16 protein-coding genes and 2 pseudogenes are annotated in these 17,134 nt (G+C 65.6%); 9 read left to right on the top strand and 9 right to left on the bottom strand.

All coding sequences use genetic code 11. From position 1 onward, the window contains the following. Positions 1 to 11: 11 nt before the first annotated feature. Entirely contained in the window at positions 12 to 227 is a 216-nt protein-coding gene (locus E3T41_RS01035) for a three-helix bundle dimerization domain-containing protein (protein WP_092449126.1), read from the bottom strand. 136 nt (positions 228 to 363) lie between these two features. Between E3T41_RS01035 and E3T41_RS01030 the strand changes: the two genes are divergently transcribed. Further along, complete coding sequence (locus E3T41_RS01030) at positions 364 to 1,077, top strand: M50 family metallopeptidase (RefSeq protein WP_092449127.1); 714 nt, start codon at positions 364 to 366, stop codon at positions 1,075 to 1,077. A 36-nt stretch (positions 1,078 to 1,113) separates the two neighbouring features. After that, entirely contained in the window at positions 1,114 to 1,767 is a 654-nt protein-coding gene (locus E3T41_RS01025) for an SDR family oxidoreductase (RefSeq protein ID WP_092449128.1), read from the top strand. 13 nt (positions 1,768 to 1,780) lie between these two features. On the opposite strand, the gene E3T41_RS01020 is transcribed toward E3T41_RS01025, so the two are convergent. Both E3T41_RS01020 and E3T41_RS01015 read right to left on the bottom strand, forming a co-directional pair. Next, a complete protein-coding gene (locus E3T41_RS01020) occupies positions 1,781 to 2,350 on the bottom strand; it encodes a hypothetical protein (RefSeq protein ID WP_134476825.1) in 570 nt (189 codons plus the stop codon). 68 nt (positions 2,351 to 2,418) lie between these two features. Beyond that, positions 2,419 to 3,150, bottom strand: coding sequence for a YqjF family protein (locus E3T41_RS01015; RefSeq protein WP_104133152.1), 732 nt, complete (start codon positions 3,148 to 3,150; stop codon positions 2,419 to 2,421). A 192-nt stretch (positions 3,151 to 3,342) separates the two neighbouring features. Here E3T41_RS01015 and E3T41_RS01010 point away from each other — a divergent pair, with 192 nt between their 5' ends. Continuing rightward, positions 3,343 to 4,524 (top strand): MarP family serine protease, encoded by a 1,182-nt coding sequence (locus E3T41_RS01010; protein ID WP_092449131.1) that lies wholly within the window; start codon positions 3,343 to 3,345, stop codon positions 4,522 to 4,524. Positions 4,525 to 4,725: 201 nt separating this feature from the next. On the opposite strand, the gene E3T41_RS01005 is transcribed toward E3T41_RS01010, so the two are convergent. Both E3T41_RS01005 and zapE read right to left on the bottom strand, forming a co-directional pair. Continuing rightward, a complete protein-coding gene (locus E3T41_RS01005) occupies positions 4,726 to 5,946 on the bottom strand; it encodes an ammonium transporter (protein ID WP_134476823.1) in 1,221 nt (406 codons plus the stop codon). Positions 5,947 to 6,123: 177 nt separating this feature from the next. Continuing rightward, positions 6,124 to 7,176, bottom strand: a complete 1,053-nt coding sequence (gene zapE / locus E3T41_RS01000) for a cell division protein ZapE (RefSeq protein WP_092449133.1) — start codon at positions 7,174 to 7,176, stop codon at positions 6,124 to 6,126. A gap of 159 nt (positions 7,177 to 7,335) precedes the next feature. Here zapE and E3T41_RS00995 point away from each other — a divergent pair, with 159 nt between their 5' ends. Both E3T41_RS00995 and E3T41_RS00990 read left to right on the top strand, forming a co-directional pair. After that, on the top strand, positions 7,336 to 8,247 hold the full coding sequence (locus tag E3T41_RS00995) for a sulfurtransferase (RefSeq protein WP_092449134.1): 912 nt from the start codon (positions 7,336 to 7,338) through the stop codon (positions 8,245 to 8,247). Then, positions 8,244 to 8,672: a SufE family protein gene (locus E3T41_RS00990; protein WP_092449135.1), complete on the top strand. Its 429-nt coding sequence runs from the start codon at positions 8,244 to 8,246 to the stop codon at positions 8,670 to 8,672. Before E3T41_RS00995 ends, E3T41_RS00990 begins: the two co-directional genes overlap by 4 nt. Positions 8,673 to 8,684: 12 nt before the next feature. On the opposite strand, the gene E3T41_RS00985 is transcribed toward E3T41_RS00990, so the two are convergent. Continuing rightward, positions 8,685 to 9,941, bottom strand: a complete 1,257-nt coding sequence (locus tag E3T41_RS00985) for a S9 family peptidase (RefSeq protein WP_241990984.1) — start codon at positions 9,939 to 9,941, stop codon at positions 8,685 to 8,687. A 76-nt stretch (positions 9,942 to 10,017) separates the two neighbouring features. On the opposite strand from E3T41_RS00985, the gene E3T41_RS00980 reads away from it, so the two are divergent. From E3T41_RS00980 to E3T41_RS00965, 4 genes are all read left to right on the top strand, one after another. After that, positions 10,018 to 10,557 carry a DUF3000 domain-containing protein gene (locus tag E3T41_RS00980; protein WP_092449193.1) on the top strand — a complete coding sequence of 180 codons (540 nt, stop codon included), beginning with the start codon at positions 10,018 to 10,020 and terminating at the stop codon, positions 10,555 to 10,557. Between the two features lie 19 nt (positions 10,558 to 10,576). Then, positions 10,577 to 11,773 carry an HRDC domain-containing protein gene (locus E3T41_RS00975; protein ID WP_104133204.1) on the top strand — a complete coding sequence of 399 codons (1,197 nt, stop codon included), beginning with the start codon at positions 10,577 to 10,579 and terminating at the stop codon, positions 11,771 to 11,773. A gap of 98 nt (positions 11,774 to 11,871) precedes the next feature. Then, positions 11,872 to 13,077 carry a thiolase family protein gene (locus E3T41_RS00970; protein WP_134476821.1) on the top strand — a complete coding sequence of 402 codons (1,206 nt, stop codon included), beginning with the start codon at positions 11,872 to 11,874 and terminating at the stop codon, positions 13,075 to 13,077. Further along, positions 13,074 to 15,239, top strand: a complete 2,166-nt coding sequence (locus E3T41_RS00965; protein ID WP_134476819.1) for a 3-hydroxyacyl-CoA dehydrogenase NAD-binding domain-containing protein — start codon at positions 13,074 to 13,076, stop codon at positions 15,237 to 15,239. Before E3T41_RS00970 ends, E3T41_RS00965 begins: the two co-directional genes overlap by 4 nt. A gap of 141 nt (positions 15,240 to 15,380) precedes the next feature. Here E3T41_RS00965 and E3T41_RS00960 read toward each other — a convergent pair. The 3 genes and pseudogenes from E3T41_RS00960 to E3T41_RS00955 form a co-directional block, all read right to left on the bottom strand. Beyond that, positions 15,381 to 16,388: pseudogene (locus E3T41_RS00960) on the bottom strand (ISAzo13 family transposase); the annotation flags it as partial. Next, positions 16,334 to 16,561 (bottom strand): annotated as a pseudogene (locus E3T41_RS18860) (hypothetical protein); the annotation flags it as partial. The pseudogenes E3T41_RS18860 and E3T41_RS00960, both read right to left, overlap by 55 nt. Positions 16,562 to 16,586: 25 nt before the next feature. Then, the gene (locus tag E3T41_RS00955; RefSeq protein WP_092449139.1) at positions 16,587 to 16,925 is read right to left on the bottom strand and encodes a hypothetical protein; all 339 of its coding nucleotides are present in this window, start codon (positions 16,923 to 16,925) and stop codon (positions 16,587 to 16,589) included. Positions 16,926 to 17,134 lie beyond the last annotated feature (209 nt).

Raw genomic sequence — 17,134 nt, 5'->3', positions numbered from 1 at the left:
TCACGCCGTCCTCAGGCAGCGACGTTGACCACGGCGACCTGGGCGAGGCGGGCCTTCGCAGCGTGCTCGACCAGATTGGAACCGTACTGACGAACCGGCCTGCCGTTCAATTTCACGTATTCGAGTTCAACGGCTTGGTCAACTCGCGATCGCGCAACCAGCAAAAACTGCGCCGTCAGCCGCTCGATAATTTCGTGGATATTCTGCCGTTCCGTGCGTTTCTCCATGGAACCAGTGTCCAGCGGCCCATCTCGCTTACGCACCCCCTGTGCGTGTTCCTCCCGAAGCACGCCGTCGCACGGTGGCATTTACTCGCCGCCCCAGCTATCCAGGGCTGCTCGGCAGACACCTAGTCTGAGACGCATGGACCTGCTCCTCGACATCTGGCAGCGCATGACGACTCCGCACGCCGCGCTCGCCCCCCTCACCGCGTGGCTGACCGTGGCGGCGGCCGCGGCTATCGTGTTTTTTCCGCCGGTATGGCGCCTGGCCCGGCACGCCATCACCATCGTGCACGAGGGCGGCCACGGAGTCGTCGCGGTGGTCTGTGGGCGGCGGTTGGGCGGCATCCGCTTGCATTCGGACACCTCAGGACTCACCGTGAGCCGCGGTCGCCCGAGCGGGCCGGGCATGATCTTCACCCTGTTGGCCGGTTACCCCGCCCCCGCGCTGCTCGGCCTTGGCGCTGCCTGGCTACTCAGCCGGGGGTACGACCTGGGATTGCTCTGGGCGTTGCTCGCGGCGCTCGCGCTACTGCTCGTGCAGATTCGCAACTGGTTCGGGCTCTGGTCAGTCGCCGTCACGGGTGCCATCGTCTTCGGTGTCTCTTGGTTCGGCACGCCGCAGGTACAGGGCGTGTTCGCCCTACTGGTCACGGCATTTCTCCTGCTCGGTGCGCTGCGCACGTCCCTCGAGCTGCAACAGTCCCGGTCGCGCAGGGCCGGGACATCGTCTGACGCCGACCAGCTGGCTCGGCTCACCCACATTCCAGGGCTGTTCTGGGTGGCCGTCTTTCTCGGCGTCCAACTGGGCTGCGTTACGCTCGCCGCGATACTGCTGGGTTTTCTTCAACCCTGAGCGCTGCGGGCAGCCAATCGTGACAGGCTTAATCACATGACAAATATTGCAATCATCGGCGGGCACGGAAAAGTTGCCCTCCACCTGGCCCGTCTGCTCACGACTGCCGGCCACGAGGTCAGCTCCCTCATCCGCAACCCCGAGCATGCCGCCGACGTTTCGGCGACCGGCGCAACCCCCTTGCAAGCGGATGTCGAGAATCTGTCCACCGATCAGCTCACGACCCTCCTGGCCGGCCACGACGCCATCGTGTGGTCCGCCGGGGCCGGCGGGGGAAGCGCTGAGCGCACCTATGCGGTCGACCGAGATGCGGCCATCCGCTCAATGGTCGCCGCAGCGCGGGCCGGCATCTACCGTTACGTGATGGTCTCCTATAAGGGATCGCGCGCCAACCACGGTGCCTCCCCCGACGACGGCATGTTCGCCTACTACGAGGCCAAGGCGGCAGCCGACGACTACCTGCGAGCAACCTCACTGAACTGGACCATCCTCGGACCGAGCGCGCTGACCCTCGACGCCGCGAGCGGTTCCATCATGGTGGGGTCCGACGGCACGGGCGGCGACACCTCACGCGAGAACGTCGCGCTCGTCGCCGCAGCCGTGCTCGCGAGCGACAACAGCATCGGCAAGTTCATTGAGTTCACCGACGGCGACGTTCCCGTTGGTGAGGCCATCGCCGCCGTCCACTAGCGGCCCTGGGAAATCAGAACCCGAAGTCTCCACCGAAGTCGCCGCCGCCGAAATCTCCTCCAGCGTCTCCACCGGAGTCGCGGCCCGAATCGGCGTTGGTCTCGCTGTTCGCGTCGGCACCGGCATCTGTGCCGCCACCGTCCATCGGCATGAAGGAGCTGACCAGCGCCGATCCGATGACGAAACCGGCGACCGTACCGAGCAGTGATCCGCCGACCATGCTGCCAAAGCCCATGCCGTTCTGGTTTCCGAAGGTACGGGTGAGCGTGCCCGGCTCGCGGAGCTCGGCCCGGGTCGCCGCCTGGGCCAGGTGGGCCGGTGCGGCATCCGCTGGACGCTCACTCGGTTCGAGGTTCTCGGTGAGCTGGCGAAAGAGAATATCGCGCTGTTCCTCGGTCAATTTGGAGAACGCCTCGGTGTGCACCTTCTCGATGGTCTCGGGCGGTGCGGTGCGCAGCAGGTACTGGTAGCGCTCGACGGCGATCTCATCCTCACTGCGGACCGGAACGCTATTCGACCGCACTGGCCGATCGTCGGTGGGTGCCTGCTCCTTGCGGCCGAGCAGAAAATCAAGAAATCCCATGGTGTACTCCTTCAGTATCGTGGTCGATCAGAACATTTTTCCAGAACTCTCTGAGTACGCCCACCCGGTCAGTTGCCCCGTCCGAACCAGGTCGTCACGCCGGGCGAGTAGAGCACAGAGTCGGGAGCGCGATCGGCCAGACCGGGGAAACCGGCTGCGGCCAGCAGGGTGTCGTCAATACTCAGGAGCTCGGCACGGTATAACGGCCACGGCTCATGATGGTTGCGCAGGTGCACGATGCGACCACGGATGCTTGTGAACAGGGCCCAGCGCGCGGTCAAAAAATCGGCCAACGGGTCATCCAACACGGCGACTGAACCCGGCCGAGCCACCACCTCGGTGTGCGCGGTCCGGTCGCGGTGGCGCGTCGCGGTGTACCGGTACTGTTCGGAATCAACCGAGAGCCGCGTGCGCGACCAGATGTAGGGCAGCGAGAACAGCGCACGCGCCGCGAGCACGGCAGCGAGGCGGCTGGCCTCCAGCGATACGAACACAACGCCGCGACGCCCCCGGGCGTCAACGGCGTAGAGGCGCACGTTTACCTCGACAAAGGTGCCGAAGTACGGAATCGGCGGGCTCCCGAGAACGGTCGCGCGATCGAGGACGAACGGGATCAGGCCCACCCAGCTCGATCCGTCATGCTCATCGGGAACCAGGCCGCTGGGCAGGAGCGGCGCGATCAGCGCAGCATCCACTCGCCAATGCAGAAACACCAGGTGCGACCAGCGCTGGCTGGCCACGGCCCGCCCGGCCAGGGGCGGTGCGATCGTGGAGATGGGCAAGGACTCTGCTGGAGTCACCGCTGTCCTTTCGGGCCGACGTCGGTAGTCGGTTCACGATACTTCAGTTTTGCGTGCCCCGCGCCTGTTGATCGGCCGGGAAAGCACGCGGGGCGCCGGCTGCGCTCAGCAATCGCGAAGGAGGCCTGTGTAACCATGAACAATACGAGATCGTGACCAAACAACACGTGCAGCATCAACTAAGGGAGACGAATGCCAGGCTCAACCGTGCTCGACCTCTTGCTCATTCTGTTGTTGGTCGTCGCCCTCGTCAACGGCTACCGCAGCGGTCTGTTGCGCAGCCTGACCGGCATAATCGGCGCGGTCGCCGGTGGATTCGCCGCCTTCTTCGTGGTACCGCTGGTCGGCGGCTGGATTCCCGCGCCGGAATGGCGCACCCCCGGCACGATCGCCGTGGCCGTTCTGCTCGTACTCATTGGACACTCGGTCGGTGCTTCCGCCGGCAGCATGGTCGGCCGCAAATCGAAGCGTTCCCCGCTCGGTACGATCAACCGCGTACTCGGTGCAGCCTTCGCTGCGGTCGCCTCGGCGCTCGTGGCGTCGATGGTCGCGTTTAGCATCGGTGCCCTGGGCATACCATTCCTCTCCCCCGCCATCGCTGAATCTACCGTGGTGTCCCGCATCGACTCGGCGACCCCTGACCGGGTCAAGGCCCTCCTCGCGCAACTTCGCTCCGTTGCGGTGTCCCAAGGTCTGCCGCGCATCGTCGACGCCTTCACCGGCCCGACACCGGATGCTGCCCAGGCCGACACCAGCAGCCCGGCCCTGGCCGTGGCCGCGCAGTCCGTCGTACGCATCACCGGAACGGCCTACGCCTGTGGCCAGAGCCAGTCGGGCAGCGGATTCGTGGTGTCCGACGGCCGCGTCATCACCAACGCCCACGTCGTGGCCGGGGTGAACCAGCCCGTGATTGAGACGCCGTCCGGTGAGGCTTTGGCCGGGGAAATCGTCTACTTCGACCCGGTCGATGACCTCGCCGTCATTTCGGTGCCTGGACTCGGCGCAGCCCCACTCACTGTCGGCGCCGATCTTTCCGCGGGCAGTGGCGCGGTCGCCGACGGGTACCCCTTCGGCGGTCCGTACGTCTCCGACCCGGCCCAGGTTATCTCGCTCGGCACCATCAGCGTCGCCGACATCTACGGCCAGGACCCGACGCCGCGCCAAGTGTACACCGTGGCGTCCGACGTGCAGCAGGGCGAGTCGGGCGGTCCGCTGCTGAGCGAGTCCGGCCTCGTCGTGGGCGTCATCTTTGCCAAGGCGTCCAACACCGACAATGTCGGCTACGCGCTCGCGCTCGATGAGGTTCAGCCGGTCATCAACGAGGCACCGGGCCGGAACGCCCCGGTCTCGTCCGGCACCTGCGTTCGCGGCTGAGTCAGCGGCATCCGCTCACCCGCAGTTGCGGCAGTGCCCGCGGTATCCATTCGCCGCAGTTCGGTGAGCCCGCGGCATCCGTTCACCCGCCGCATCCGTTCACCGGCGGCACCGTGGGCGGGTACGCAGAAAGGCGGTACCGAAGCGGATGATCCCGCTTCCGTACCGCCCGTTACCCGACCAGTCGGGACTGTTCAAAGCCTAGACACGCTCGAGGGCGTAGCCCTCCTCACCATGGACGCTGGTGTCGATTCCGGCCAGTTCATCTTCGTTCTTGATGCGGAAACCGATGGTCTTCTCGATCGCGAGACCAAGCAGGTACGCGATGACGAAGGAGTAGACGAGGACCGAGAAGGCCGCGATAGCCTGCACGGCGAGCTGACCGAGGCCGCCACCGGTGAACAGGCCAGTACCGATGGCGAAGAAGCCGAGGTACAGGGTGCCGATGATGCCGCCGACGAGGTGGATGCCGACCACGTCGAGCGAGTCGTCGAAGCCGAGCTTGAACTTGAGTTCGACGGCGAGGGCGCAGACGGCACCGGCGACGGCACCCAGCAGCAGTGCCCAGCCGGGCTCGAGGTTGGCGCAGGCCGGGGTGATGGCGACAAGTCCGGCAACGGCACCGGATGCTGCACCGACCGAGGTGGCCTTGCCGTCCTTGAACTTCTCGACCAGCATCCAGGCGAGGATGGCCGCTGCGGTGGCACCGAGGGTGTTGACGACAATGATGCCAACGTTGGCGAGGCCGTTGAGCCATTCGGCGCCGGCGTTGAAGCCGAACCAGCCGAACCAGAGAATGGAGGCACCGATGAGCACGAGCGGCACGTTGTGCGGCTTGGTGATGCCCTTCTGAAAGCCGACCCGCTTGCCGAGAACCAGCGCGAGGGCGAGAGCAGCTGCACCGGCGTTGATGTGCACCGCGGTGCCGCCGGCGTAGTCGATGACGCCCGGGAGGCTCAGCGTCTCACCCAGTTTCATGATCCAGCCACCGCCCCAGACCCAGGCCGCGACAGGGAAGTAGACGAGGGTCGCCCAGACGCCGGCGAAGATCATCCAGGACCCGAACTTGGCCCGGTCGGCGACCGCGCCACTGATCAGGGCAACGGTGATGATGGCGAAGGTGGCACCGTAGGTGGCACCGAGCAGATCGATGCTGCCGGTCTCGCCCATGGCGAGCTGGCCCAGGCCGAAGTCCGAGAACGGGTTTCCGGCGAATTGAGTGGGGCTGCCGACAGCGCTCATGTTGAAGCCATAGAGAATCCAGAGCACGCTGATGAGACCCAATGCGCCGAAGCTCATCATCATCATGCTGATGACGCTCTTGGCCTTGACCAGTCCGCCGTAGAAGAAGGCAACACCCGGTGTCATAAACAACACCAGTGCGGTGGCTGTCAGCCCCCATGCAATGCTTCCGGTATCCATAGATTGTCCTCACGCGTCTCGAATGTGCAGGGTGTAACGCGAAGTGAGCCACCTCGGATACGAGTCAAGTATCTGAGGCGGCCGTTACAACAAACGTTCCGACGTGTTTCGTGCCGGTTACGAGCCTGAGTGAATTGTTAACGCCACGTTTCGTGCGTCGTGCGCGGTGAATGTGCGCTAATCGGTGTGCGGCGGTAGCTCACCGGTGGTGAGGGCGACCATACGCGACTGGGAGCGCTGGTATTTCTTGCGGTAGCCGCCCGCCATCATTTCGTCGTCGAACACCTCGTTGAGTGGGCGCCCGCTCGCGACGATGGGAATTTCAGCGTCGTAGACGCGGTCGATGAAGGCCACGAGGCGAAGGGCATCCGTTTGATCGGTCAGCAGGTACACCCCGCGGATGGCGATGACCTCGACGTCGCGAATGACCTTGACGTACTTGGAGGGATGCACGGTGCCGAGGTGGCGCATGAGGGCACCGAAGTCGTCTTCGGTTACCTTCGAACCGCGCTGAAGGAGGGTATTCACCAGGTGTTCGCGGGCTTCGGGTTCGACGGAGACGGCCTGGCCGGACACATTGCGACGACGGTAGTCGAGCCCGTCGATGCGCAGGGTCTCGAAGTTGGCGCTCATTGCGGAAATCTCCCGCAGAAAGTCCTGCGCGGCGAACCGGCCCTCGCCGAGCGAGTTCGGCGGGGTGTTCGACGTGGCGGCTACCCGGGTGCCGGTGGCGACGAGTTCGCCGAGCAACCGGGTCATCACCATGGTGTCGCCCGGATCGTCGAGCTCGAACTCGTCGATGCAGATGAGCTTCGCGCTGCGCAGCTCCTTGATGGTTTCCTGGTAGCCGAGCGCACCGACCAGCGCGGTGTATTCGATGAAGGTACCGAAATACTTGGGGCCGGTCGCCGCATGCCAGAGCGCTGCGAGCAGGTGGGTCTTGCCGACGCCGAAACCGCCGTCGAGGTAGATGCCGGGCAGGTCTTCCTTGGCCTGACGGCGGCGGGAGAAGAACCCGGCCGGGCGGGGGTTAACGAATTCGATGAGTTTCTCGACCGCGGTCATCTGCGACGGATAGTCATGGTCGGGGCGGTAGTTCTCAAACGAGGCGTGTTCAAACTGGGGAGGCGGCACCAGCTCGGCCACGATTTCGCGACCGGTGATCGTCGGCGTGCGGTCGGCGAGTTGCGGAACCGTGTGCTGTGCCTTTTCGTGGGCCTCTGGTGCCATGCTGAAACGCCCGTTCTCGTTCTTCGTTCTGCGAAATGCGCGGTGTAACCAAAATGCGCAGTGTGCCGGCACCGCGTAGGTTTAACTGGTGGGCATCGATAAGCCTAATCCGCGGTCAACCCGACTTGCGAATGCATCCGCTGCCCACCTGGAGGTTACATGTCTGCCCCGTTCGACACGACCGAGAAATTCGCCGCCTACGCGCACCCCTCGAAACTGGTTTCCACGCAGTGGCTGGCCCAACACCGGGGCGATGCCGGTCTCGTGGTGGTCGAGTCCGACGAAGACGTGCTGCTCTACGAAGTCGGCCACATTCGAGGCTCGGTCAAGATCGACTGGCACACCGACCTCAACGACAAGGTCAACCGCGACTACATCGACGGCGCCGCCTTTGCCGCCCTGCTGTCGAGCAAGGGAATCGCCCGCGACAGCACCGTCGTCATCTACGGGGACAAGAGCAACTGGTGGGCCGCCTACGCCCTCTGGGTCTTCACCCTGTTCGGTCACGACGACGTGCGCCTGCTTGACGGTGGCCGCGAGAAATGGCTCGCCGAGGAACGCGAGATGACCACGGACGCCTCGAACGTCACCCCTACCGACTACCCCGTCGTCGAACGCGACGACGCTCCCATTCGGGCGTTCAAAGACGACGTACTCGGCCATTTCGGACAGCCGCTCATCGACGTGCGCTCCCCCGAGGAATACAGCGGAGCCCGCACGACGATGCCCGCCTACCCGGAAGAGGGTGCCCTGCGCGGCGGCCACATTCCCTCGGCCGCCTCTGTGCCGTGGGCTCGCGCTGCAGACACCGACTCGACCTTTCGCTCGCGCAGTGAACTCGACGCGATCTATCGGGATGAGGCCGGACTGACCGACGGCGACGACGTGATCGCCTATTGCCGCATCGGCGAACGCTCCAGCCACACCTGGTTTGTGCTGACCCACCTGCTCGGTTTCGAGAATGTGCGCAATTACGACGGATCCTGGACCGAGTGGGGCAACGCCGTCGCCGTGCCGATCGCCGTCGGCACCGAGCCGGGCGACGCCCCGGCTCCGGCACCTCGCCGATGACCGCGGACCTGCTGGCCGAGATTCGGGAGGATTTCCTCGCCCTCGAGCAGAAGGACCGACTGCTGTTGCTGCTCGAGTTCGCCAACGAACTTCCGGAACTTCCGCAGAAGTTTCAGGATCACCCCGATCTGCTCGAACGCGTCGTCGAATGCCAGTCGCCGGTCTTCATCTTCGTTGAAGTGGATGCCGATGGTTTGTTCCACCTGCACGCGACGGCTCCCCGCGAGTCACCCACCACCCGCGGCTTCGCGTCGATCCTCGCGCAGGGTCTCGACGGCCTGAGCGTGGAGCAGGTGCTGGCCGTTCCCGATGACTACCCGCAGTCGATCGGACTCAGTGAGGCCGTCTCACCGCTGCGCCTGCGCGGCATGAGCGCGATGCTCGGCCGGGCCAAACGTCAATTGCGGGAGCGTGTGGCTGCGTGACGCTCGGCGCGGTTAACGCTGCGTTAACCGCGCCAGCCAGCCGGCGATTTCGGCGTCCCAACGGCCGGGGTCGTAGTTCCACAATTTGGTGTGGCGCGCCTCGGTGAACGCCACGAAGGTCACCGAGTCGGGCCGCCGGTCGGCGAGGCGGCGCGACCCGGTGACCGGAACGAAACCGTCATCGTCGCTGTGCAGCAGCAGAATGGGCCGGTGCAGGCTACATGCGCGCGCCACGAAGTCGAGCCGCCCAAAGTCGATCGGCGCTCCGAGTCCGGTCAGCCGTTGTCCCTGCCGTGACCCCATCAGCGCGACTGCTCCGCGGGCGATCTGCCTCGGCAGCCGGCGATCGATGGCCTGTGCGGCCACGACGTCGGCCCAGTCGATCACGGGAGATTCCAGCACCACCCCGACGATCAGCGGCGCCTGTGCGCTGCGGGTGAGGGCCTGCAGGCAGATCGCTCCCCCCATCGACCAGCCCATCAGCACGACGCTGGTCGCTCCCTGGTCAGCGGCAAAGCTCATGGCCGCATCGACGTCGGCCCACTCCGTGTCGCCCAGCCCGTAGCGCCCGTCGGGGCTGGCCGGGGCGTCCCCATCGTTGCGGTAGGAGACGAGCAGCGACGTGTAGCCGGCCGCTCGAAACACGGGCACCGCCCGCAGCGCCTCCTCCCGGCGTACCGCCCGGCCGTGCACCTGGATCACCCAGCGACCACCCGCAGCTGCGGCATCCGCTGGAATGAGCCAGGCAGGGGCCGGGCCAAGTGCGGTCGGGACGGCGACACTGTGCCAGGGGAAGCCGAGATCGTCGGGGCCGGTGTAGAGCCAGCCGCTGAACCGGCCGCGCCGGGCGGCCTGGAGGTCGCCGTAGTCCACAGCGAGGATACGCCGGGTGACGGTGGCGGCCGTTCGATCGGTGATCGCGCCGACGCGGGCGTGGCCGGTGTCGTTGCCAAAGAAAAAGCTGTAGTCGCCCGGGAGCACCGAATCACGGTGCCGTTGCAGGGTGATCAGGCCGCGCCCGAGGTCGACCGCGAACACCCGCGTGTCATCCGCGCGTTTGGCCGGGGGTGTGATGATGGTTTTGGCCATGACCGCGGCGAGAATGGCGCTGGTGGCGAGACCGACGACGGCCGCACCGGCGACGGCCAGGCCCGTGACGGCCAGGATCGGCCCCAGAATCGACCGCTGCGCAGCCTCTGCGCGCCCGTTTGGGGGCTGTGCCTCGTTCACCCGCACCTCCAACTGGTCGGCGTGCCTCACGGACAACACCCAGAAAAAACTCTAGTCTGCAGACGTGCCCGAAACAGATCAATCGCTGCCCGTGGAGTTTGCCGCGGCTTTGTCAATGATTCGTCGCGCGACGAGTCGGGCCGAATTAGTCGTCACCGAGATTTCCGCGCCGGCCCAGCTTGCACCGTATTCCTTCGCCCTGGCGGCCAATATCACGCCGATGCGCCCCGGCAAAGACTCCGAGCTCGGAACCGGCCGATTCATTCTGCTGTACGACCCGGATGAACCCGAGGGATGGAACGGTGCTTTTCGCGTCGTATGCTTTGCGCAGGCACCGCTTGAGGTAGAAATCGGACTCGATCCCTTTCTGGCCGAGGTCACCTGGGCCTGGCTGGTCGACGCCCTGAACTCCCGCAAGGCCAAGTACACCGCGGCGTCGGGAACGGCGACTAAAATAATCTCGTCAGGCTTTGGCGAACTCGCCAAACAGGGAGATGGCGCGCAGATTGAGCTGCGCGCGTCGTGGACACCCCTGGATCACAATCTCACCGCCCACGTCGAGGGGTGGGGCGAGCTGCTCTGCATGCTCGCCGGACTCCCTCCCGCTGGGGAAGGAGTCAGCATGTTGTCAGCACGCCGAGCAGCCCGTGGCTGAATCGCAATCCAACCAGACCATCGCTCTGCACCGGGTCGTGGATACCCGCGAGGCCTACCTCGCCGCCACGGCCGCCCTGGCGGCCGGGAACGGGCCGGTCGGGGTCGACGCGGAGCGGGCATCCGGTTTCACCTACTCGCAACGCGCCTATCTGATTCAGATTTACCGTCGCGGTGCCGGAACGTTTCTGTTCGACCCGCCGCCGATCGGCGATTTCAGCGAGCTGAACGAGGCCCTCGCCGACACGGAGTGGATTCTGCACGCCGCCAGCCAGGACCTCGCCTGCCTGCGTGAGGTCGGGCTTGACCCGGCACGCATCTTTGACACCGAGCTCGCTGCCCGCCTGCTCGGTATCCCCCGCGTCGGCCTGGGCACCGTGGTGGAAGAGCTCCTGGGCATCCACCTGGCCAAGGAACACTCCGCCGCGAACTGGTCAACCCGGCCGCTGCCGGAATCGTGGCTGGTCTACGCCGCCCTCGACGTGGAGCTACTGCCCGACCTGCGCGACCGCATGGTCGGTCTGTTGGTGGAATCCGACAAGACCGACATCGCCGACCAGGAATTCGCCGCCACCCTGGCCAAGGAGGCCAAGGCCGCCCGCGTCGACCCGTGGCGCCGACTGTCCGGCCTGCACTCGCTGCGTGGCCAGCGCAACCTCGCCGTCGCTCGGGAACTCTGGCTGGCCCGCGACGAGTTCGCCCGCGACGTGGATGTCTCCCCCGGCCGTCTGGTTCCCGACGCCTCCCTGCTCGCCGCGGCACGGGTGCTTCCCGCGACCCGCCAGGCGTTGTCCGACCTGCGCGAGTTCAACGGGCGGTCGAGTCGCAACGAACTCGACCGGTGGTGGGCCGCCATTCAGCGTGGCCGCGTCACCACCGAGTTGCCACCGCTCAAGGCGAGCAACGACACCCTCCCGCCACCACGCGCCTGGGCCGACCGCAACCCCGAGGCGGACGTGCGCTACAAGGCGGCGAGGGCTGCGCTGCAGACCGTCAGCGACGAGTTGGCGATTCCCCTGGAGAACCTGCTGACCCCGGACTTTCTGCGTCGGGTGGCGTGGACGCCGCCGGAGCCGCTGGATGCGGCATCCGTCGGAGAAGTGCTAACCCAGTTGGGGGCGCGACGCTGGCAAGTTGACGTGACTGCACAATTTATAGCGGATGCTTTTGTAGCAGTTCCACAAGTTGCCGATCCCGTGTCGGATCTGGAGTCGTAGGATCCGGCAAACGATTCGGGTGGGAAATTTCACCACCCTAGGATCGAAACGACCCGACAGGTCGATTCGAATCTGATCCAACACTTACTGGAGGCATTGTGGCCGAGAGAGCAGAAGTCGTCTTTGTGGACGGGGTTCGCACCCCGTTCGGACGCGCCGGCGAAAAGGGCATGTACTGGAATACCAGAGCCGATGACCTCGTGGTCAAGGCGATCATCGGGTTGATGGAACGCAACCCGGGGGTACCCCCGGAGCGTATCGACGACGTTGCGATCGCTGCCACAACGCAGACCGGCGACCAAGGCCTGACCCTTGGTCGCACGGCTGCGCTGCTGGCCGGGCTGCCGAAATCGGTGCCCGGATTCGCGATCGACCGTATGTGCGCCGGGGCGATGACCGCGGTGACCATGATGGGGTCCTCGATCGGTTTCGGTGCCTACGACCTCGCCATCGCCGGGGGCGTCGAGCACATGGGCCGTCACCCGATGGGGTTCGGGGCCGACCCGAACCCGCGATTCCTGTCCGAGCGTCTGGTCAGCGAAGACGCCCTCAGCATGGGAGCGACCGCCGAACGCATTCACGACCGGTTCCCCGAATACACCAAGGAACGTTCAGACCGGTTCGCGCTGCGCAGCCAGCAGAAGGTCGCCGCGGCCTACGAAGCTGGCATGATTCAGCCCGACCTGATTTCGGTGGCGACCCGCAGCGAATCAGGGTGGGGCCTGGCGACGCGCGACGAAGCGCCGCGCCCGGAGACGACCATGGAGGGACTCGCAGGCCTGCGCACTCCCTTCCGCTCCCACGGACGGGTCACCGCCGGCAACGCCTCCGGGCTCAATGACGGCGCATCCGCCTGCCTGCTGGCCAGCGGCGCCACCGCCAAGGAGCTTGGCCTCGGCGTGAAAATGACCATGACGAGTTTCGCCTTCGCCGGCGTCGAACCGGAAGTCATGGGCCTTGGCCCCGTGCCCTCCACCGAGAAGGCGCTGCGCAAGGCCGGCCTGTCGATCACCGACATCGGCCTGTTCGAGCTCAACGAAGCCTTTGCCGTGCAGGTGATCTCGTTCCTCGACCACTTCGGCATCGATGACGAGGATCCGCGCGTGAACGAATACGGCGGAGCGATTGCGCTGGGACATCCACTTGCCAGCTCGGGCGTTCGCCTGATGAACCAGCTGGCCCACCAGTTCGAGCGCCACCCAAAGGTGCGCTACGGCCTCACCGCCATGTGCATCGGTCTCGGCCAGGGTGGCACCGTGATTTGGGAAAACCCGCACTTCAACAAGAAGGCAGCGAAGCGATGACCAACTACGATTCTCTCGATTTCAGCTCGCTCGTTGGGATCTCCGCTGATGAGGTCGTCACGCACTCGTTTGTGCGCGACGTGCCACTGGATGCCGGCCGTACCCTCGCCCTAGTGACCCTGGACAACGGGCGTGACCACACCCGGCCGAACACGCTCGGCCCGGTTACCCTGCTCGAGTTCGCCGCCACCATGGACGAGCTGAAAGCTCGCGCCGGGCGCGGCGAGATACACGGCGTCGCCGTCACCGGCAAGCCGTTCATTCTCGCCGCCGGAGCGGACCTCAGCAAGGTAGCCGAAATCCCCTCGCTCGACACCGGCAAGCTGCTCAGCCAGCTCGGCCACCACGCCCTCGGCAAGCTTGACACGCTGGGTGTGCCGTCGTTCGTCTTCATCAACGGACTCGCACTCGGTGGCGGGCTCGAAATCGGCCTCAACGCGGGCTACCGCACGGTCGACGCGGCTGTGCCGGCGATCGCATTACCCGAGGTCTTTCTCGGCCTGATCCCCGGCTGGGGTGGCTCCTACCTGCTGCCCAACCTGATCGGCATTGAGAATGCCCTGAAGGTCATCATCGAGAACCCGCTCAAGAACAACCGCACCCTCACCGGAGCGGATGCCCTCGCGATCGGAATCGCGGACGTCATGTTCACGTCGGCGCGGTTCCTCGAAGATTCCATCGCCTGGGCCGACGGGGTGATCGCCGGTACCACGAAGGTGTCGCGTCCAAACGCGCCCGGCAAGATCGAACGCCGGGTCAAGTGGGACGTTGCCATCGGCATCGCCCGCAAGATGCTGGTGAACCGCATCGGTGAGGTCGCGAAGTCCCCCTATGTGGCGCTCGATCTGCTGCAGGCCGCCAAGAGCGGCAGCCGCGCCGAGGGCTTCGAGCGCGAAGATGAGGCTCTTGCCGGTCTCATCGCCGGTGACCAGCTGCAGGCGAGCATCTACGCCTTCAACCTCGTGCAGAAACGGGCCAAGCGACCGGCCGGCGCGCCGGACAAGAAGCTCGCCCGCCCCATCACTAAGGTCGGCGTTATCGGCGCTGGCCTGATGGCCAGCCAGTTCGCGCTGCTGTTCGTGCGGCGCCTCAAGGTCCCCGTCGTCATCACCGACCTCGACCAGGCCCGCGTCGACAAGGGTATTGCGTACATTCACGGTGAGATCGCGGCCCTTGAGGCTAAGAATCGCATCTCCTCCGACGAGGCCAACCGGCTGCGCGCGCTCGTCACCGGTACGACCGACAAGTCGTTGTTCTCCGATGCCGATTGGGTGATCGAGGCCGTCTTCGAGGAACTCAGTGTCAAGCAGAACGTGTTCGCCGAGATCGAGAAGTTCGTGTCGCCGGAGGCGATTCTGGCGACGAACACATCGTCGCTGTCGGTCGAGCAGATCGGGTCGAAGCTTGCCCACCCGGAGCGCCTGGTCGGCTTCCACTTCTTCAACCCGGTCGCGGTCATGCCACTGATCGAGGTGGTCAACACCCCGCAGACCGACCAGGTCACCCTCGCCACGGCCATGGTCATCGCCGGCAAGTTACGCAAGAATGCGGTGATCACCCGGGACACGCCCGGCTTCGTGGTCAACCGCGTACTCGCCAAGCTGCTCGGTGAAGCGATGCACGCCGTCGACACCGGAACCCCGTTCGAGGTCGTGGAGGCCGCCGTGGCGCCGTTCGGGCTGCCGATGAGCCCGTTCGAGCTGCTCGAGCTGGTCGGCCTCACCGTGGGCGCTCACGTGCTCGACACGCACCATGCGGCGTTCCCCGACCGGTTCTTCGAGAGCGACAACCTGCACAAGCTTGCCGAACACGGCAAGATCCTTGAGCGGGACGGAAAGGGCCGCCGTACCGGCTTCGACAAGGGTGCACTGAAGATCGTCGCCGGCGGCAGCACCCCGATGACCGCCGAGCAGATTCTGCAGCGGGTCGAAGACGGTCTGGTCGACGAGATCAAGCGGATGCTGGACGACGACGTGGTGCACGCAGCCGAGGACATCGACCTGTGCATGATCCTCGGCGCCGGCTGGCCGTTCCAGATGGGCGGGATCACCCCGTACCTCGACCGAGTCGGCGCGAGCGAGCGGGTCTTCGGCGGCACCTTCCACACCCCGGCAATCCGCGGCATCGGTGCTGCCGTCGGGGCGACATCCGCTCAAATATAGCGAGAACGGGGCCGGGTCATTGACCGGGCCCACCTTATGGTCGCGGGCCCAGTTTATAAGCTGGGCCCGCGGACGGGGCCCGGGCCCCGTCTGCGTTCTTAGGGCCTGTAAATCAACAACACGCGTAGTTCAGGGTTGATCTGCTGGGCTTACGGTGTAGTTCCAGTCGCCGTGGAAGTCGTGCCTGGTGAGGTGTTGGGTTTCTAGGTCTGCCATCTCGCGGTCGGTGATCTTGATGCCTTTGGGGTAGATCGTGTCGTCGAGTCCGGCGGTGACGGTAAGGCCGGTGCGGGTGGTGGTACCGGCGATGAGGTCGACGATGACTTCGTGGCTGGTTAGCGGCTGGCCACGCCAGTTCATTGAGACCTGGGCGAACAGGCGGTGTTCAATTTTGTTCCACTTGGAGGTGCCCGGTGGGAAGTGGCAGACGGTGATCGACAGCCCGGTCTGGGTTGCCAGCTCGGCCAGTTCACGTTTCCACAGCCGCAGCCGGTAACCGTTGGAACCTCCGCCGTCGGCGGTGATCAGCAGCCGGTCGGCTTGGGGGTAGGCCAGGGCGCCGACCTTGTCCCACCAGCGGCGGATCGACTCGACCGCGAACGCGGCGGTGTCATGGTCGGATCCCACCGACACCCAGCCGGTGTTGGCAGCCATGTCGTACACGCCGTAGGGCGTGACTTTGCCGAGTTCCCCCTTGAAGTCGTAGACGTTGGTCGCCACCGGCTCACCGGCCGGCTGGTACTCCCGGCCGCCGTTGCGGAAGTTGCCGACCAGTTCCTTCTTCTTGCCGTCCACACTGATCACCGGCTGGCCGGCCGCTATGTGCTCTTCGGCCGCGGCGTTGATGTGTGCGAACTGGGCATCCCGGTCCGGGTGACGGCCACCCTCGATGGTCTTGGCGTTGCCTTGCAGGCTGAAGTTCTCTCTTCGTCCCGCGAGAGCGCAAAAAGCACCCGTTTGGATGGTCCAAACGGGCACTTTGTGCGCTCTCGCGAGCTGGTGGAACCTAGTCGCTTGTGATGGCCAGGTCGGGAGTGGCCGGACTTCATCGCCGAGGTGAGGATCTCGGGCAGTCCCGGCTCGTAGAACGGCGGCTTGCCCGCGGCGAGCTGCTCGATCTTGCGGGCATCGAAGTCGATGCCCACCACCTCGTGCCCAGCTCGGCCATGGCCGATGCGTGTACGGCCCCGAGGTAGCCACAGCCAATAACGGACAGCTTTATGCGATTGTCTCCACCCCTGAAGCCGAGCCACGGCCGCACGGCCGCCGGCCCAACGCGAAATGGCCCCGCACGTGAGTGCGGGGCCATTTCGCGTGAACATTGGTGGCGGTTAGGCCAGGAACCTCTTACGCGTTCGCGCGCTGGCGGCGAACGATGCTCAAAACGACGGCGAGCGCGATGCCGAGCATGAGAGCGCCGGCGGCACCCCAGATGAGCAGCAGGGGTGCTTCGTAGCCGGTGTGGGCGAGGCCCGTGCCGGTTCCAGCGTCAACCGCGGCGACCGTGAGGGTGGCCGTTCCGATCGTGGTTCCGTCGGTTCCGGTGACGGCGTAGGAGCCGCTCGCGTCAGACGGGAGGGCAACGTTAAGCGCGATTCCGCCGTTAGCGTCAGCAGCCTTGACGAACGTGGCGGTGGATTCGGCCTTGAAACTCGACAGCGTCGCGGGCCTGCCCGCACCGGTCACACCGAAGGTGACCTGCGCGCGAGGCTTGAAAGCCTTATCGAAGTTAATGGTGACGGTGGCACTGGCCGCGGAGTTGCCTGAGACGGTGATGCGCTCTTTCGGAACGTACGCGGCAGCGTTTGCCGCAGCCGCAGCCGCAGCCGCAGCCGGAACAGCGAAGAGCGCGGGAGCAGAGCAAAACGCTGAGTGGCACGAGCCCCTTCCATTAA

The organism is Cryobacterium sp. Hh38, from assembly GCF_004403235.1.
Taxonomy (GTDB): Bacteria; Actinomycetota; Actinomycetes; order Actinomycetales; family Microbacteriaceae; genus Cryobacterium; species Cryobacterium levicorallinum.
This window is presented reverse-complemented; position numbering and strand designations above follow the sequence as displayed.

Excerpts from the sequence above, each read along its gene's own strand:
- E3T41_RS00980 (WP_092449193.1), top strand. The coding sequence starts at position 10,018 with ATGATTCGTCGCGCGACGAGTCGGGCCGAATTAGTCGTCACCGAGATT.
- E3T41_RS01010 (WP_092449131.1), top strand. The coding sequence starts at position 3,343 with ATGCCAGGCTCAACCGTGCTCGACCTCTTGCTCATTCTGTTGTTGGTC.
- zapE (WP_092449133.1), bottom strand. The coding sequence starts at position 7,176 with ATGGCACCAGAGGCCCACGAAAAGGCACAGCACACGGTTCCGCAACTC.
- E3T41_RS01020 (WP_134476825.1), bottom strand. The coding sequence starts at position 2,350 with ATGGGATTTCTTGATTTTCTGCTCGGCCGCAAGGAGCAGGCACCCACC.
- E3T41_RS01035 (WP_092449126.1), bottom strand. The coding sequence starts at position 227 with ATGGAGAAACGCACGGAACGGCAGAATATCCACGAAATTATCGAGCGG.
- E3T41_RS01025 (WP_092449128.1), top strand. The coding sequence starts at position 1,114 with ATGACAAATATTGCAATCATCGGCGGGCACGGAAAAGTTGCCCTCCAC.
- E3T41_RS00965 (WP_134476819.1), top strand. The coding sequence starts at position 13,074 with ATGACCAACTACGATTCTCTCGATTTCAGCTCGCTCGTTGGGATCTCC.
- E3T41_RS00990 (WP_092449135.1), top strand. The coding sequence starts at position 8,244 with ATGACCGCGGACCTGCTGGCCGAGATTCGGGAGGATTTCCTCGCCCTC.
- E3T41_RS01030 (WP_092449127.1), top strand. The coding sequence starts at position 364 with ATGGACCTGCTCCTCGACATCTGGCAGCGCATGACGACTCCGCACGCC.
- E3T41_RS01005 (WP_134476823.1), bottom strand. The coding sequence starts at position 5,946 with ATGGATACCGGAAGCATTGCATGGGGGCTGACAGCCACCGCACTGGTG.
- E3T41_RS00995 (WP_092449134.1), top strand. The coding sequence starts at position 7,336 with ATGTCTGCCCCGTTCGACACGACCGAGAAATTCGCCGCCTACGCGCAC.